This is a genomic window from Desertibaculum subflavum (assembly GCA_003576705.1).
Classification (GTDB): Bacteria; Pseudomonadota; Alphaproteobacteria; order Ferrovibrionales; family Ferrovibrionaceae; genus Desertibaculum; species Desertibaculum subflavum.
The window spans coordinates 1-15,145 of sequence record QOZS01000083.1 but is presented as its reverse complement, the minus strand read 5'-3'; the positions used below and the strand labels follow the sequence as shown (position 1 = coordinate 15,145).

Below are 15,145 nucleotides of genomic sequence, written 5' to 3'. Positions count from 1 at the left end.
GAGCGTGCGCCCTTCGGCGGCGCGCTGCAGGTACGGCCGGGCGGCGGCACCGGCGCGGGCGATGGCGGCGGCCAGCCGCCGGCGCGTCCTGGGCAGGCGCGCCACGCGCACGCGCCACAGCTTGCGGATCGGGATGGCGGCGCGGCTGTTCCAGAACCGGTCGAACACCGTCTCGGTCTGCTGCACGACCGGGCCCAGCATCAAGACGTCGAGATCGCGGAAATTCGCCGCCTGGTCGGCGTCGAAATAGGCATCGCCCACATTGCGCCCGCCGACGATGGCGACGCGTCCGTCGGCGATCCAGGCCTTGTTGTGCATGCGCCGGTTGATGGCGAAGGCGCGCAGCATCAGCTCGATGGCGCGCTTGATCGGCCCTTCGCGCACCACGCCGGGATTGAACAGCCGGATCTCGATATTCGGGTGGCGGTCGAGCGCCAGCAGGAAGCGGTCGTGCCCGCGCGCGTTCAGGTCGTCGAGCAGCAGCCGCACGCGCACGCCCCGGTCGGCGGCCTGCACGATCTCGTTGACCATCAGGCGGCCGGTCAGGTCGTTGCGCCACATATAGGATTGCAGGTCCAGGCTGCGCCCGGCCCGACGCGCGGTCAGCGCCCGGACGGCGAAGGCATCGACATTGTCGGCGAGCAGCGCGAGCCCGCTTTCCTCCCGATGGGCCGTGGTGAGCGGCGCGATCAGATGGTCCAGCGCGGTCTCCGCATCATCGGCCACGGGGAAGGCCTGCGACGGAATCCCCTGCGCCCGCTTGGCGAAGCGGCCATAGGCATAGACCGCGAACAGCGACGCAGCGACGAAGCCGGCCAGCGCGGCAAGAAGAACCAGCAGAACTTGCATTCCGTCCGGGCGGTCAGGCTTGCGGATACCACAAGCGCGGACACGCGAATTCGGTTCCCTCGCCGGGTACGCCTCAGGCGGCTATCGCTGCCCGCTCCGCTTCACCCTGCGCCGCCGCCGCGGCGAGGTCAATCCGCGCCTTGACCGGCAGATGGTCCGAGGCGATGCGGGCCAGCGGCGTGTCGTGCACTTCGGCATGCGCGACCAGCTGGTGCGGGCTGCCGAGGATGCGGTCGAGCGCGAACAGCGGCAGCCGCGAGGGGAAACTCGGCAGGGCCGGGGCGAGCGGCCCGAACAGATGTGCGAGACGCTGCAAGGCCGAGCGGTCGCAGACCCGCCATTCGTTGAGGTCGCCGACCACCAGGGTCGGCCGTTCCGGCCGGGCGGCGATGGCGTCGAGGATCGCCGCCGCCTGCTGGGCACGCGACCGGCGCAGCAGGCCGAGATGCGCGGCGACGATGCGGAGCGGCCCGGCATCGAGGTCCAGATCGACCACCAGCGCGCCGCGCGGCTCCACGCCCGGCAGGCGGATGCGATGCGCGTCATGCACCTTCGCCGCGCGCACCAGCAGCACGTTGCCATGCCAGCCATGGCCGTTCCTGGCGCCGCGCACCGGCACGGCGGTCAGGCCGCATTCGCGCTCGATGCGCTTGAAATCGAGCAGTGCCGCGCGCTCGCCGAAGCGCTGGTCGGCCTCCTGCAGGGCGAGAATGTCGGCGCCGATCTCGGTGATGACCTCGGTGGTGCGGGCCGGATCGAATTGCCCGTCCATGCCGACGCATTTATGGACGTTGTAGGAAGCGACCAGGGTGCCATTGGCGGGGGCATCTGCCTCCTGGAACAGCACGCGTCCGTCCTGCCGCAGCGCTTCCTGGCGCAGCGCCCGCAGCAGGTGCTCCGGAAGCCGCGGCCGGCGCGCTCGGTTCGGTCTTTTCGCGACGCTGCTAATCGTTCCGTCTCCCGCAGAGCTGGACCCTGCCGCGGGGCTCTTTTGCGGCAGGCCAAAAGACCATCCCATCACCAAGCGACCCCCAACCAAATAAGCCGTCACGCCACGCCTTTCCAGGCGCCATCAGCAATTTTCGGATCGTCAACCTGCCGCAGATCGATCAACAAATCGTCTCGCCGGATGGTTACGGAACGCTCCGGCCGGCCGCATCGTGCCGCAGGCCGGGCATGCCTGCCATTCGACGAAGGGATGGGCGCGGCCGGCGGGCCGCGCGTCGGCTCAGTAGGTGGTTTCCTTGAGGCGCTGCGGATAATGGGCGTCGTAGGCCGCCCCGTCGAAATCCGCCTGCAGCGCCTTCATGATGGTGCCGGAGCTCGGCAGGTCGGTCTCCTTCAGGAACCGCGCCGGGTCCCACAGCCTGGAGCGTACCAGCGCCTTCGGGCATTGCGTGTAGACCCGCTCGGCCGTGACCACCAGCACGGTGGCCGGCACCTTGCCTTCCATGATGAAGCTCTCGCGCAAGGCCGGGTCGGTGCTGATGATGGCCCGGCCGTTGATGCGCAAGGTCCGGCCGACACCCGGGATCAGGAACAGCAGCGAGATGCGCGGGTCGCGCACCAGGTTGCGCAGGGTATCGATGCGGTTGTTGCCGCGCCGGTCGGGCAGCAGCACGGTCTTCTCGTCAACGACACGGCAGAACCCGGCAGGGTCGCCGCGCGGCGTGCAGTCCAGACCTTCCGGACCGCTGGTCGCCACGATCACGAAGGGCGAGGCCTCGATGAAGGCACGATAATGTTCGGAGATATGGCCGATCTCCTTGAACACCGCCGGACCTGCCGGCAGGCCGTAGATCGCCTCCAGTTCCGCTTCGCTGGTGACATTGTGCTGCATCGCGCCCCTCCGTCGTCGCGGTCCGGCCGTTCATAGCCCGGCCCGGCGCCGCGGGTGAAGCGCGGTTTTCGCCCACCTCCCCGGCGGGGCGGGCAGGTGGATGGACAACATTGCCGCTTGTCCCGGGCGTGTCCGGCGGCGCTGTGAAGCGCTTCATAGTGGAGCCCGACCGATTGTCGAAGATCGGGCCATGCCCCTCGATCCTAGCGTCATCGATCCGGAGCGCGTGCTGGCCTTCTGGTTCCCGCCCGGCCTCGACGACGATGCCGAGGCGCATGGCCGCTGGTTTCACTGGGCGTTCCGCGGCGGCGCCGAGGCGGAGATCCGAGCCCACTTCCTGCCTGTGCTCGCGGCGGCGGAGCGCGGGGACCTCGATGGCTGGGCCGCGGCGCCCCGGGCGCGGCTCGCGCTGATCCTGGTGCTGGACCAGTTCCCGCGCACGATCTGGGCGGGCAGTGCGCGGGCCTATTCGCTGGACGCCAAGGCGGTCGCCCTGGCGGTGGAAGGGTTGGCGAACGGCCACTACGACCGACTTGCCTCGGTTTGGGAGAAGACCTTTTTCCAGCTGCCGCTCGGGCATTCGGAGGATCCGGTCCTGCTCGCCCGCTGCGTTGCGCTCTGCGAGGCGCTGGTCGATACGGCGCCGGCGCCACTGCGCCCGATCTACGTCTTCTCCGCGTCGCAGGCGCGGGCGCATCGCGAGGTCATTCATCGCTTCGGTCGGCACCCGCATCGGAACGAATTGCTCGGCCGCATCTCGACGCAAGACGAGCTCGCCTATATCGCGACCGGCGCGTTCCCGCACCGCCACGCCTTCCCGCTCTGAGCGGCGGCGCTAAGCGGCCAGCTCGCGCGCGGTCGCCCGCGGCAGGCGCACCGCGACGCGGGTGCCGCGGCCGACCTCGCTGTCGATCGCGATGGTGCCGCCATGCTGCTCGACGATCTGCTTCACCGTCGGCAGGCCGAGGCCGGTGCCGAAGCTCTTGGTGCTGAACAGCGGCTCGAACACCTTGGCCAGGTTCTCCGGCGCGATGCCGGGGCCGGTATCGGCGACGACCAGCTCGACCCAGCCGTCGTCCAGGCGGGTCGCAAGCGCAAGCCGCCTTTCGGCGCATTTCGCCTGCGGGTCGCACATCGCCTGCGCGGCGTTGTCGATCAGGTTGATGACGACGCGGCGCAGCCGGTCGGCGTCCAGGTCGACATTGGCATCGGCGGCGCCCAGCGTGAGCGAAAGGCTCACCTCGGCCGGCACCGACTGGTCGCGCACCACCGGCTCGAGCCAGGCATCGAACGCCGCAGCCGTGCGGCTCAGCTCGCGATGCTTTGAGAAGTCCAGCAGGTCGCTGATGATGCCGTTGCAGCGCTCGATGCTGCGCTCCATGCGGGCGATCGGCCGGTCCAGGCTCAGGCCTTTGGCCGCGGCCAGCTCGCGGGTCGAGAACAGCGTGTTCTTGATCGCGCTCAGCGGATTGCGCAGCTCGTGCGCGACCGTCGCGGTCAGCTGGCCGAGCGCCGACAGCCGCTCGCGCTTGAGCAGCTCGCCCTGTGCTTCCTGCAGCTCCGCGGTACGCTCCAGCACGCGCTGTTCCAGCGAATCGTTGGCGGCGGCGATCGAGTTGTATGCCTTCTCCAGCATGTCGCGCGCTTCGCGCAGCTCTTCCTCCTGCCGGTGGCGGTCGGTGACGTCGCGGCAGACCAGCATCAGCATCTGCCGCCCGTCGACCGTCAGGCGTCCGCCCGAGATTGAGAACTGGCGGTATTTCTTGTCGGATTCGCCGCGGATCTCGGTGACCAGGTCGCTGACCGGCTTGCCCTCGCGCAGCAGGGCGGCGACGCGCGCGCGGAAGGTCGGGTCCATCACCAGGCCAAGCTCCTGCGAGGTGCGGCCGATCACCTCGTCCTCGCGCTTGCCGTGCAGCTTGAGGAAGCTCTCGTTCACCATCTCGTAGCGCAGGGTCTCGAGCGAGCTCAGCGTGATGGCGTCGGGGCTCGACTGGAAGATGGTGTGGAACAGCAGTTCGGAGCGCTTGCGCGCGCTGATATCGGTCAGAACCGCCATGGCCGCCGGCTCGCCGCCCCACTGGATGGCGGTCGCCCGTGCATCGACCCAGATATAGGTGCCGTCGGGCCGCGACAGGCGGAACTCATAGGCCTGGGTCTCGCCGGTAGCGATGCGCGCCGCCGATTGCCGACGCACCAGCTCCTGGTCTTCGGGATAGACGAAGTCGATCACGCTCGGCGCGCGCATGTATTCCTCGCGCGAGGCGATGCCGACCAGGTCGATCATCGCCTGGTTGGCGTAGAGCGCCTTGCCGCGGTGGATGACGATGCCCTGGATCATGCCTTCCAGGGCGCCGAACATGTCCTCGGTGCGGAAATCGACCGGCAACGGAGAAGCGGGCGGCGCGGGCGAGGCGGCGCCGGAACTGGACGCGGACATCCCGCCCTCCCGAGCGGCCAATGGGGACCGCACGGGATCGTGGTTCCTCTTCGTTAACTTGCCGCTAACGATGGCCCGCCGCGGCTACGTGCGAAGCAGCAGGCCGCGCGCCTGCTCGATGGTGGCGCGGGCATAGGCCGCGAGCTGTGTTTCGGAAGCGCTGCTGATCGGATGGTCGATCACCACGAAGCGGTAATCCGGCATGCCCAGCACGCGCCGCATCATCTCGGCCGCACTGACGAAGCGCGTGGTCATCACGCCGATCGCCGGCACGCCGTGCCGCTCGGCCATGATCGCGTCGTGCAGACTGCACGACGAGCAGCTGCCTCAATCGCCGACACCGGCGATGACGGCCTGCCAGTTCCTGATCTCGTCGACGATATGGGCGTCGGCCGGCGCGCTGTAATTCGACTTGGTGCGCCATACCACCTCGGCCACACCGAGCTCGTCCCGCAGCAGGCGGTCCAGCGCGGCGAAATAGCCCTTGGTGCCTTCCTTGCCGTTGGAGATGAAGCCGACGGTGGCGCCGCGCAGCGAGGCTGGCCGCAGGGCGGCGCGGGCGCCGGCCGCTTTCATCTCATGCGTCGGGTCGAGCACGCGAAGCGTCATGGGCCAGACCCTACTCAGCCCTTCGGCGGCTCGCAATCGATGCAGGCGCCGATTGCCGCGGTCACCGCCTTGGTCTTGTGGCCCAGCCAGGGCGGGATCACCGCGCCGAAGCCGCCGGCCGGCCCGCCGGCCGCGATGACCAGCAGGTGGTCGGGCGAATCCAGCGCCGCATAGACGCTGTCGCCGCGGTCGCGCACCACGGCGCCCTTGCCGACATCGGCCCATTCGGCACGGCGGATGCGGGCGCGCTCGTGCACGAACTCGGCGATGTCGCGCTTCGACCAGCCGGCCGCCTGGATGTGGTCGCGCAGCTGCTTCGGGATCACGATGGCGTAGTTGCCGCCGTGGATCGAGTAGTGCCTGAGGTTGGCCCGCATCTCGGCGGCGAAGGTCTCCAGGATCTCGCGCGGGTCGGTGGTCCACTCGTTCATGATCTGGCGCGGCGCCATCGCCGCCATCACGGTGACGGCGGAGATGCCCTCCGGCACGCCCCGCACCACCGACAGCGGCTGCCAGGTCGTGTCCTCCTCGTCCTCGGCCAGGCAGTACGAGAACTTGCCGGGATGGCCGAGGGTCGAGCGGTCGATGCCGCCGGGCCGCACATCCATCAGGTTGATCAGCGCAAGGCGCAGTGCCCGGCCGATCACCGCCGTCGCACGGTCGCTGTTGCCGAGCGCGTTGAAGCTGGCGCCGGCGCCGATCTCCAGCCGGATCGGTCCGTTCAGCACCACCAGCACGGCGCAGCCCCCGGTGCTGGCGGTCGCGCCATGCAGCAGGAATTCGGGCTGCAGCATCGCCCCGAAGGCGGTGACTACGGCGGGGAAGTGCATCGGCAGGCAACCCGCCATCACCGCGTTGATGGCGAGCTTCTCGGCGGTGACCGGCTGCTCGCGCACCGGCTCGATGCCGATCAGCTGGTCCGGCGGCATCATCGCCCAGTCGAGGCAGGCCCGGACGGCCGCCTCGGTCGGCGGCACCACGGGCAGGCCGTCGGTCCAGCCCTGCGCGTGATAGAATTCCTGTGCCGCGGCGAAATCGTCGAGCTCATAGCTCCTCGCCGCCAGATTGGCGCCTGTCGTCTGCTGCATCGACAACATCCTTCCTCCCGCGCCGGAGCATATACCGGCCAAGTTCGACGGCAATGCGGGCCGATGCGAGATCCGGTGCTTCCGCCGCCTGCCGATCGAACTCTTTGCCATGCCGTCCGTTGGGCTAGACGGCACCGCGCGCTGTGGTGCTGAACAGTCAAGCTCAGGGAGAGGCAATATGAATTCACGAGCCGCACTGTCTGCCATCGTCGGATCCACCTTTCTGCTCGGCGCTTCCGCAGGCCTTGCACAGCAGGCGCAGCAGCGCACGGATCCGCCGCGGGCGCAGATGAACAAATCCGATGCGCCGGGAAGCGCGGCGGGTCGGCAGGCTGGCGCTCAGGACCGGTCGGCAGCGGCCACCCAATGCCGCCAGGGCCTGCAGGATTTCGCAGAGAGAATGGACCGCGAAGGATACTGGCTTACCGGCTGGGGCAGCCGGTGGAACTATGGCTACGGTACGCGGCCAGGTGTCAGCGGCGCGGCGCCGCCGCCCGCGACCAGCACCCCGCCGGCGGATCGCCGGATGGCGGCGGGGGATGCGGCGGGACGCGAGCCTTGGGCAGGGGCGCGCTGGGGCATGACGTCGCCCCGCTACCAGCTCGGCACCTTGCAGGCCGCTGCGAATGTGCTTGCCTATCGTGGTGACCAGGAAGCCTGCCAAGCAGTGCTGGCGGAGATGCAGCAGCTCTACGGCGGCTATGTCGAGGAGCTGAAGCAGGCCGGTGTCGACCCGAATGAAGTCACCAGCTGGCGTCAGGCCCGCCTCGTCGCGGCGCAGCCGGTCGAGCAACTCGACCTGCGCTATCTCACCATTGGCGATGTGATCGGCACCGAGATGCGGAATCTGCGCGATGAAGAGCTCGGCGAGATCGAAGATGTGATCGTCGATCCGAAATCCGGCGGCATCCGGTACGTCGTGCTCGAGAGCGGCGGTTTCCTCGGCATCGGCGAGCAGATGGTTCCGATCCCCTGGTCGGTACTGAAGGCCACGCCCGGCCTGAATACCTTCGTACTAAACGTATCCGGGGATCTGATCGAACAAGCTCCCTCGGTCGATCCGGCGCGGCTCGCCGATGCAAGGCAATCGGCGCAAATCCGGACCGAGATCGAGAATTTCTGGCAAAATCGAGTAAAGGACTGACCGGACACCCGGCGGGAAGGCGGCGAGTGCCGCCTTCCTTGCTGTGGCAAGGATACTCACCGCACGGGTGGCCGCCGCCACGACCCGGGCATGCGCACCGGCCAACGCGGCGATTGATGTTTGGGCCGGACTGGACTTTCATAACGCTCAAGTTCAGCAGCGAGTCCGGCAGAGATGCGAAAACCGGTTGTGGGCGTGATCGGCAACACGCATCAGATCGAGCAGCGTTTTCCCGTGCAGATCGTCGGCGAGCGCAACCTGCGCGCCATCGCCGAGGTGGCCGGCGCGCTGCCCATGATGTTCGCCGGCACGCCCGACGTGACCGATATCGCCGCCCTGCTCGACGTGGTGGACGGGGTGGTGCTGACCGGTGCGCGCGCCAATGTGCACCCGACCCGGTTCGGCTGCGAGCCCGATCCCCGGCACGAGCCCTACGACCTCTGCCGCGACGAGGTGGCGCTCGGCGTCTCGCAGGCCTGCATCGCGCGCGGCGTGCCGCTGTTCGGCATCTGCCGCGGGCTGCAGGAGATGAACGTCGCCTTCGGCGGTACCCTTCACCCGGAGATCCGCGAGCTCGACGGGCGCATGAACCACCGCGCGCCACGGCTCGACAATGGCGAGTTCCATCCCGACCCGCTGGTCGTCTTCGCCGACCGGCACGACGTGAAGCTGGTGCCCGGCGGCGCCTTCGCGACCCTGCTCGGCTGCGAGACCATCCGCGTCAACTCGCTGCACGGCCAGGGCATCGAGGAGCCGGGCAAGCGCATCATCGTCGAAGGCGTGGCGGAGGACGGCACGATCGAGGCGATCCGCATCGCCGAGGCGCCGGGCTTCGCCCTCGGCGTGCAGTGGCACGCCGAATACGACCCGCAGACCAACCCGATCAATCGCAAGCTGTTCCAGGCCTTCGGCACGGCGGCGGCCGAGCACGCCCGCGCGCGCTGACGCGTCAGGACATTGGCGCCGATCCCCTGTTTCCGAGAGGGCGCCCGCGGTCGTTCCGCTCAGGCAGCGCAGATCCTGCCCGAAGGTCCGACGTAGGTTAGCAACAGGCCATCGTGACCTATCCGTTTCGGCTGGGAGACCAGGCGGCCCGGGCTGTCGGTATCGTACCATGCGTTCATCCGGATCAAATGAGCGCGTTGCAGTTGGAATTCGCGCCAGGTCCCATCCAATGCGTAGGTGGCGGCATTGCAATTGGCAAACGGAGTTTCGCCGTAATCGGCGAGGGCTACTTCGATCGGCAGGTTGGGCTGATGCGGATCGGGAATACCCGGCCGCTCGACAATCCATTCGGCGGTCTGTCGCTCGATGGGACGCAGGTGCGGCGGGCTGTAGTCGACGGCCGCGTCATAGTAGACGGCATAGGCTTGGTTGGTAGTTTCGTTCTTGAGAAAGTAGCTCACTGTGTATCTGTCGATGACCTGCACCTGCCCATAAAGGCGATCGCCGGACTGCGCGCGAATGGAGCTTGCGGGAATGTCTACTTGCCAAATTGCCTTCGGATGATCGGGCATCCAGAACTGCCACCATGCGGTTTGTTTGTCGATGGCGCCCGGAAGTCCGCGATCGCTTTGTGCATATATCCGCTGGCCGGCGCCAATCTGCGGCATGACACGGCTTGCGGGCTCGAAGCCATCTAGCCCCACCCAATAGGATGATGCATGCCGGACGCCGGGCGCCGGCGCCCTTGTGTCCGGTACTGTCCAGCTCCCTTGCACCAAAGCGATGCCGTCGAACGTGTGCGGCCGAACCATCCCGCCGGACCAATTCCGGCTCGACGACTGTGTCGTATCGCGGTTCGCTCGCTGCAAGAACGCAATCTCGCTCAGCGGAACGATTCGATGTCCAATGCCATCGGGGTATAGCGGCGTGGATGCCATGGCGCGGATCCAATTGGCATAGGCAACCGGCGTGGCAGTGCGATCAGGGCGAGGTGGCAGAAAATGCGCCTTCAGCTGCTCTTCGCTCGCGGCAATGGCATCGAACGGGTTCTTCGGAAAATTCGTTCTGATCCCGCTGATTTCGAGTCCGCCTTCTTGCCGGTCTTTCTGACCGTCTCGATCTGTCTTCTCCGTCATCGACCGCCCCTTTCATCGCTTACCACTCGGCCTTGGCCGCTGCGACCAAACCCTCAAATTGCGCGAGCGGCGTATTCGCGTCGCGAAGCGCCTTGATGTGGTCGAAGATCTTGCCGGCCAGAATGAAGCCATGTTCGGTGTCAGTCCCGTAGTGCAGGCCGGCGATCTCGCGGTTCCTCGCTATGCGGCACGCCAGCGCCGTCAAATCGTCGCTTAGCTTGGTGCCACGGTTGCCGCTGAAGAGCTGTGCAGTGCAGCGAGCAATCAGAAATGCCTGCGTGGCATGGCCACTCGGGAACGACGGATGGCCCGGAAGCGAGACCGGAGGCATCAGCATCGGCTCGATCTCCGACGGACGTTTGCGCCCGAAGTGGTTCTTCCAGTGCATTGCGACTAGCGTCGCATAGAGGCAGGCGGTGTACATCAACGCATAGGTGTGAGGATGCGTCTCCGGCGCAGCTCCGATCAGTCCCATGAAGTACGATACGAACTCGTCCTTCTGCGCGAAGATCTCGCCCAGCGCGTCGGCACGCTCGAATCGTGCTAGATTCTTCAGCGCTTCTATCTCCTCCTCGATCTTTGCCTGTGTGTCGGCCGGCGCGGAGATGGCTGTTGCCGTTACCCAGTCGGTTGACGCGAACTCCGAGAGCAGCAGCCACGCATAGGCCAACGGATTCCAGTTTCTCGAACTGTAGCCGTTGAGCGTGGCCGCATAGGGTGGCCCCTCGTGTGCGCCTGGATGATCGACGAAGGGGTAGTCCGCTCGGTCTGCGAAAGCGAATCGACTTCCGCCGCCCGCATTGCCGGCGTTCGAAGTATTCGAGGTATTCGACGTGTTCGAGGTGTTGGAAGTGTTCGATGTCACGACGCCGCCTCCTCGTCGAGTTGAGCCCCTTGCTCGGCTTGCCGCGGATGTTCCGGCAGGCCTGCCGCCCGCAACCGGTCCAACCAGTCGCGCCGGATCTGCCCGGTGAACGGGCAGAACTTTTCGTATGTCGACAGGGCGAAGCCGGGATTCCGCGCCACGATCTCCTGGGCGACGCGCCGCGCTCCCTCGCCTTGGCCCAGGGCGGAAAGGCTTGCCGCCAGAACGCGCAGATTGAACATGGCGGATGGGTTCTGCGCTGCCGCGCGGCGCGCCCATGCGACCGCAGCGGTGAAATCGCCCTTGATATAGTGGGCCTGCGCCAGTTGCCCTTCGAACCAGAAGGCATGTCCGTCCAGCGGCGACAGCCTGAGGCCCGTCTCTGCCTGCGCCACCGCGGCCGCACCGTCACCGAGATAGCCGCGGGTGACGCTGCTCATGGTCCACGCCATCGCGCAGTTCGGCGCCACATCGATGGCGCGGTCGAGAATGGCTCTGGCACTCTCGAAATCGCGCAGCAGAAAAGAGTGCACGTGACCGTGCATGGCGAGGGCCAATCCGTCGCGCGGATCGCGCTCGATCGCCTTCTGCGCCACTCGCGAGGCCTCCCGGGCATCAGCCGCCGGATCGTCTGACCAGCCTTCCCCGACACGGAAAATATGCCAGTAGGCCATGTAGGTGTTTGCCGGCGGATATTCGGGATCGATCTCGATGGCCGCCCGCAGCAGCCGCCCGGCCTCGGCATGCGAATCCCGGCCCAGTCGGTACAGATGCTCCAGCGCCTGCAGGACGAGCTCATAGGCCGAAAGGTGCTGCGGTCGCTTGCGCATCGATCGACGCAGCTCCCATTCCATGATCTCCGGCGCGATCGTTCTCATCACCGCGACCGCGATCTGCTCCTGCAGCTGGAACAGCTCGCCTTCCTCGCCGTCGAAGCGGTCATGGCGGATCATCAGGCCGGTATCGGCCTCGGTCAGTTCGGTCACGATGCGCAGCCGCTCGCCTTGGCGCTGAACGCCGCCGGTCAGCACGTACCGGACATTGAGTTCCTTTGCGATGACGGCCAGGTCGGGCTGCTGGCCGCGATAGCGGCGGGTGGAGCTGCGCGAGATGACGATCAGCCCATGCGCGGCGGAGAGGCCGTGCACGACCTCCTCGACGATGGCGTCGGCCACGATTGTGTCGGAGTGACTGGTGCCCGCGCGCCGGAACGGCAGCACCGCGATCGAGGGGCGCGGATCCGTGGTGCGAAGTGGCGCCGGCGTTGTCAGATTGCGCAGGCTTCCAATGCGGATGGCGGCCGCGTGAACCGGACGGTCGATGTTCTTGAGCTGCAACTCACCCAGATCGACCGGCCGGATGTTGCCGAGCGCTTGCGCCGCCAGCCGCGTGAATTCGGTTGTCATCACGATATCGCCCGGCTCCGCATGAGCCTGCAATCTGGCCGTGACGTTCACGCCGTCGCCGAAGACGTCGTTCTGATCGATGATGATCTGCGAGACGTTCAGGGCGATGCGGTAGATGATGCGGCGCTCCGGCGGGAAGCCGACCGCCTCCTGGACCAGGGCATTCTGAATTTCGATTGCGGCGGCGAGGGCATCTTCCGGCTTGCTGAAAATGGCGAGGAAGCCATCGCCGACATATTTGACGACCTTGCCGCTGTGCACCTCCACCGCCTGCTCGATGACGGCGTGCTGGATCTGCATCATCCGCGCATGAGTATCGTCCTCGTCGCTGGCCATAAGGCGCGAGTAGGCGACGACGTCGCCCATCATGATGGCCTGGAGCTTGCGAAGGTTCGTAGGAAGCGCCATCGACGTACCCCGCCAGGCCGGGCGCCGATGGGTTCACGGCACCGGCGCTAACGCCCGAGCTCTTGACTCATCGAGTGATACGACTTGTGCTTGTTTGACTGGCAACCATGGGTTGCCGCAGGCGCCAAAAGAATAGGAGCGCCGGGTCGCCGCCGCAACAATGTTGGCGGATCGTAAGTCTCCGGGAGGTGCGCTCGTGCCGCCGGCTTGATCAATCGGCGGCCGCGGCCGGCCGTTCGCTCTCTCCGTCGAACACGATGCCTTCGTAGCCCTTGGCGGCGACGTCGTTGATGCGCGCGACGTATTTCGGCGCGCCGCCGTTATAGACGAAATAGCGCACGCGGCCCGCCTCGTGCCCCGGCACGTTCGAATTGTAGCCGGTGAACCACGACTTCGCCTTCCGCATCAGCATCATCGCGTACATCTTGGTGACGTGATCGGTCCAGCGCGCTTCGGCCTCTGCCGTCGCCTCCGCCCGCACATAGCCGTGCGCGCGGATATGCTGCAGCAGGTCGGTGCACCAGTTGACCCCGGTCTCGATGCCGCGCGGATAGTTGGTCGAGGCAGAGCCCGATTGCGGCCCCGCCGGCATGAACAGGTTCGGGAAGCCGTGGATCATCACACCCAGGAAGGTCGACGGCCCGTCGCGCCATTTCTCCGCCAGCCGCTCGCCGCCGGCGCCGCGGATGTCGATATGGTCGTAGGCGCCGGTGATGGCATCGAAGCCGGTCGCATAGACGATGATGTCGAACGCGAATTCGCGCTCCGTCGTCTGCAGGCCGGTCTCGGTCACGCGGACCAGCGGCGTCTCGCTCAGATCGACCAGGTGCACGTTCGGCCGGTTGTAGGCCTCGAAATACTGGGTCTCCAGCGGCACGCGCTGCACGCCGAAGCCGTGATCCTTGGGGATCAGCTTCTCAGCCACTTTGGGGTCCTTGACCCGGCGGCGGATGCGGTCGGCGATATAGGCGGAGAACTCCGCGTTCGCGGCCTCGTCGGTGAAGATCTCGCGGAAATTGGCGAGCCAGATACCGAAGCCCGGCTGCTCGTAGAGCTGGTCCCACAGCGCCACGCGCTCCTCGCGGGTCACTTCGTAGAAGCCGCGGCGATCCGGCTCGTGCTCGAAGCCGCCCGGCGTGCGCGAACAGGCGGCGAAGATCTCGTCATAGCGGCTGCGGATCTCGACCATTTCGGCTTCCGAGATCGGGCTGTTGTTCAGCGGCGCGCTCCAGTTCGGCCGGCGCTGGAACACGGTCAGATCGCCCACCTTGTCGGCAATCTCGGCGATCACCTGGATGGCGGTCGCGCCGGTGCCGATCACCGCCACGCGCTTGCCGGCCAGTTCCACCGGCTCGTGCGGCCAGTGGAAGGTGTGGAACGACCGGCCCTTGAACGTCTCGATGCCTTCCACGCGCGGCAGCGTGGGGATCGACAGCAGCCCGATGCCGAGGATCAGGAAGCGGCTGGTCAGCTTGCGGCCGTCGGCGAGGCAGAGCTGCCAGAGATCGGCCGCCTCGTCGAACACGGCGGATTCGACCTTGGCATTGAACTGCATGTGCCGGCGCAGGTCGAACTTGTCGGCGACATAGTTCAGATAGCGCAGGTTCTCGGGCTGGCCGGAAAAACGCTCCTTCCAATGCCACTCGTCCAGCAGCTCGCGCGAGAATGAGAATCCGTAGGTATAGCTCTCGGAATCGAAGCGGGCGCCGGGATAGCGGTTGTTGTACCAAGTGCCGCCGAGATCGGCCGCGGCCTCCAGCACGGTGGCGCGCATGCCGAGATCGACCAGGCGCTTGATCTGATAGATGCCGCAGACGCCGGCGCCGATGACGACGGCGTCGTATTGCGGGGCCGGGCTTCCGGTCATGTCACGCCCCTTCTTGTCGTTCCTCCCGCCGGCACAGCCGGCAGTGCCCGGAGCTTAGATCACGGAACGCTCCGCCTCCAAGCGGGCTGGGTCAGGCAAGGATTATGGCGTGTCCAGACAGCGGTAATAGCCGCGATAGCCCACTTTCAGGCTGTCGCCCACCTGAAATACCGAAATCACTTCATGCAGTTGACCGTCGGCGGGCTGGCCCGCCGCCGGGCCAAGGGTCATGCGGATCGGCTCGGCCGAAAGCACCACTTCGTCGGTGGTCGATGCCGCCTGCAGCGCCACCAGGTGCCCGTTCAGCTTCACCACGCCCTTCGTAGCGCTGCCATCCCGGCCGGGCGCAAAGGCCAGAACAGGCTTGCCCGCGCTGGTATAGCGAAACTCGCAATGCTCCCCCGCGCCGAGCACGGCGCGGATCTCGGCGCCGTTCATGGTGGCAGGGTCCAGCGTCGGGACATGGGCGCCGGCGAGTGCTTCTTCTGCCGACGCGATGCGCGGGACTTCCGGTGCATGGATCGCGTCCGTCGCGTCGTCCGCCGCCT

General features: G+C 67.0%; 14 protein-coding genes. 3 read left to right on the top strand and 11 right to left on the bottom strand.

From position 1 onward, the window contains the following. From DT074_RS26005 to DT074_RS25995, 3 genes are all read right to left on the bottom strand, one after another. The coding region (locus DT074_RS26005; RefSeq protein WP_368744917.1) for a phospholipase D-like domain-containing protein at nt 1-849 on the bottom strand (849 nt) is incomplete at its 3' end. Between the two features lie 73 nt (nt 850-922). Then, on the bottom strand, nt 923-1,696 hold the full coding sequence (locus tag DT074_RS26000; RefSeq protein ID WP_368744916.1) for an endonuclease/exonuclease/phosphatase family protein: 774 nt from the start codon (nt 1,694-1,696) through the stop codon (nt 923-925). 381 nt (nt 1,697-2,077) lie between these two features. Then, nucleotides 2,078-2,689, bottom strand: a complete 612-nt coding sequence (locus DT074_RS25995) for a pyridoxamine 5'-phosphate oxidase family protein (RefSeq protein ID WP_119422770.1) — start codon at nt 2,687-2,689, stop codon at nt 2,078-2,080. 190 nt (nt 2,690-2,879) lie between these two features. Between DT074_RS25995 and DT074_RS25990 the strand changes: the two genes are divergently transcribed. Further along, complete coding sequence (locus DT074_RS25990) at nt 2,880-3,515, top strand: DUF924 family protein (RefSeq protein WP_119422769.1); 636 nt, start codon at nt 2,880-2,882, stop codon at nt 3,513-3,515. 9 nt (nt 3,516-3,524) lie between these two features. Here the strand turns inward: DT074_RS25990 and DT074_RS25985 are convergent, their stop codons facing one another. The 3 genes from DT074_RS25985 to DT074_RS25970 form a co-directional block, all read right to left on the bottom strand. Then, on the bottom strand, nt 3,525-5,129 hold the full coding sequence (locus DT074_RS25985; RefSeq protein WP_119422768.1) for an ATP-binding protein: 1,605 nt from the start codon (nt 5,127-5,129) through the stop codon (nt 3,525-3,527). An 84-nt stretch (nt 5,130-5,213) separates the two neighbouring features. Then, on the bottom strand, nt 5,214-5,738 hold the full coding sequence (locus DT074_RS28635) for a UGSC family (seleno)protein (RefSeq protein WP_368744915.1): 525 nt from the start codon (nt 5,736-5,738) through the stop codon (nt 5,214-5,216). 14 nt (nt 5,739-5,752) lie between these two features. Next, a complete protein-coding gene (locus DT074_RS25970; protein ID WP_119422765.1) occupies nt 5,753-6,826 on the bottom strand; it encodes a hypothetical protein in 1,074 nt (357 codons plus the stop codon). Between the two features lie 178 nt (nt 6,827-7,004). Here DT074_RS25970 and DT074_RS25965 point away from each other — a divergent pair, with 178 nt between their 5' ends. Further along, nucleotides 7,005-7,970: a PRC-barrel domain-containing protein gene (locus DT074_RS25965; protein ID WP_162915253.1), complete on the top strand. Its 966-nt coding sequence runs from the start codon at nt 7,005-7,007 to the stop codon at nt 7,968-7,970. 174 nt (nt 7,971-8,144) lie between these two features. After that, nucleotides 8,145-8,915 (top strand): gamma-glutamyl-gamma-aminobutyrate hydrolase family protein, encoded by a 771-nt coding sequence (locus DT074_RS25960; protein ID WP_119422763.1) that lies wholly within the window; start codon nt 8,145-8,147, stop codon nt 8,913-8,915. A 59-nt stretch (nt 8,916-8,974) separates the two neighbouring features. Here DT074_RS25960 and DT074_RS25955 read toward each other — a convergent pair whose 3' ends face one another. The 5 genes from DT074_RS25955 to DT074_RS25935 form a co-directional block, all read right to left on the bottom strand. Continuing rightward, nucleotides 8,975-10,051: a G1 family glutamic endopeptidase gene (locus DT074_RS25955; RefSeq protein ID WP_119422762.1), complete on the bottom strand. Its 1,077-nt coding sequence runs from the start codon at nt 10,049-10,051 to the stop codon at nt 8,975-8,977. A gap of 19 nt (nt 10,052-10,070) precedes the next feature. Beyond that, nucleotides 10,071-10,916, bottom strand: coding sequence for a phosphatase PAP2 family protein (locus DT074_RS25950; RefSeq protein WP_162915252.1), 846 nt, complete (start codon nt 10,914-10,916; stop codon nt 10,071-10,073). After that, nucleotides 10,913-12,730: an adenylate/guanylate cyclase domain-containing protein gene (locus DT074_RS25945; protein WP_119422760.1), complete on the bottom strand. Its 1,818-nt coding sequence runs from the start codon at nt 12,728-12,730 to the stop codon at nt 10,913-10,915. The genes DT074_RS25950 and DT074_RS25945 overlap by 4 nt, the downstream gene beginning before the upstream one ends. A gap of 211 nt (nt 12,731-12,941) precedes the next feature. Then, nucleotides 12,942-14,597 (bottom strand): flavin-containing monooxygenase, encoded by a 1,656-nt coding sequence (locus tag DT074_RS25940; protein ID WP_119422759.1) that lies wholly within the window; start codon nt 14,595-14,597, stop codon nt 12,942-12,944. Between the two features lie 102 nt (nt 14,598-14,699). Beyond that, nucleotides 14,700-15,145: DUF6692 family protein (locus tag DT074_RS25935; protein WP_368744912.1), on the bottom strand; the 446-nt coding region annotated here is incomplete at its 5' end.

What these genes read in the sequence shown, in the direction of transcription:
- DT074_RS25995 (WP_119422770.1), bottom strand. Translation starts at nt 2,689, where the DNA reads ATGCAGCACAATGTCACCAGCGAAGCGGAACTGGAGGCGATCTACGGC.
- DT074_RS25990 (WP_119422769.1), top strand. Translation starts at nt 2,880, where the DNA reads ATGCCCCTCGATCCTAGCGTCATCGATCCGGAGCGCGTGCTGGCCTTC.
- DT074_RS25985 (WP_119422768.1), bottom strand. Translation starts at nt 5,129, where the DNA reads ATGTCCGCGTCCAGTTCCGGCGCCGCCTCGCCCGCGCCGCCCGCTTCT.
- DT074_RS25970 (WP_119422765.1), bottom strand. Translation starts at nt 6,826, where the DNA reads ATGCAGCAGACGACAGGCGCCAATCTGGCGGCGAGGAGCTATGAGCTC.
- DT074_RS25965 (WP_162915253.1), top strand. Translation starts at nt 7,005, where the DNA reads ATGAATTCACGAGCCGCACTGTCTGCCATCGTCGGATCCACCTTTCTG.
- DT074_RS25960 (WP_119422763.1), top strand. Translation starts at nt 8,145, where the DNA reads ATGCGAAAACCGGTTGTGGGCGTGATCGGCAACACGCATCAGATCGAG.
- DT074_RS25955 (WP_119422762.1), bottom strand. Translation starts at nt 10,051, where the DNA reads ATGACGGAGAAGACAGATCGAGACGGTCAGAAAGACCGGCAAGAAGGC.
- DT074_RS25945 (WP_119422760.1), bottom strand. Translation starts at nt 12,730, where the DNA reads ATGGCGCTTCCTACGAACCTTCGCAAGCTCCAGGCCATCATGATGGGC.
- DT074_RS25940 (WP_119422759.1), bottom strand. Translation starts at nt 14,597, where the DNA reads ATGACCGGAAGCCCGGCCCCGCAATACGACGCCGTCGTCATCGGCGCC.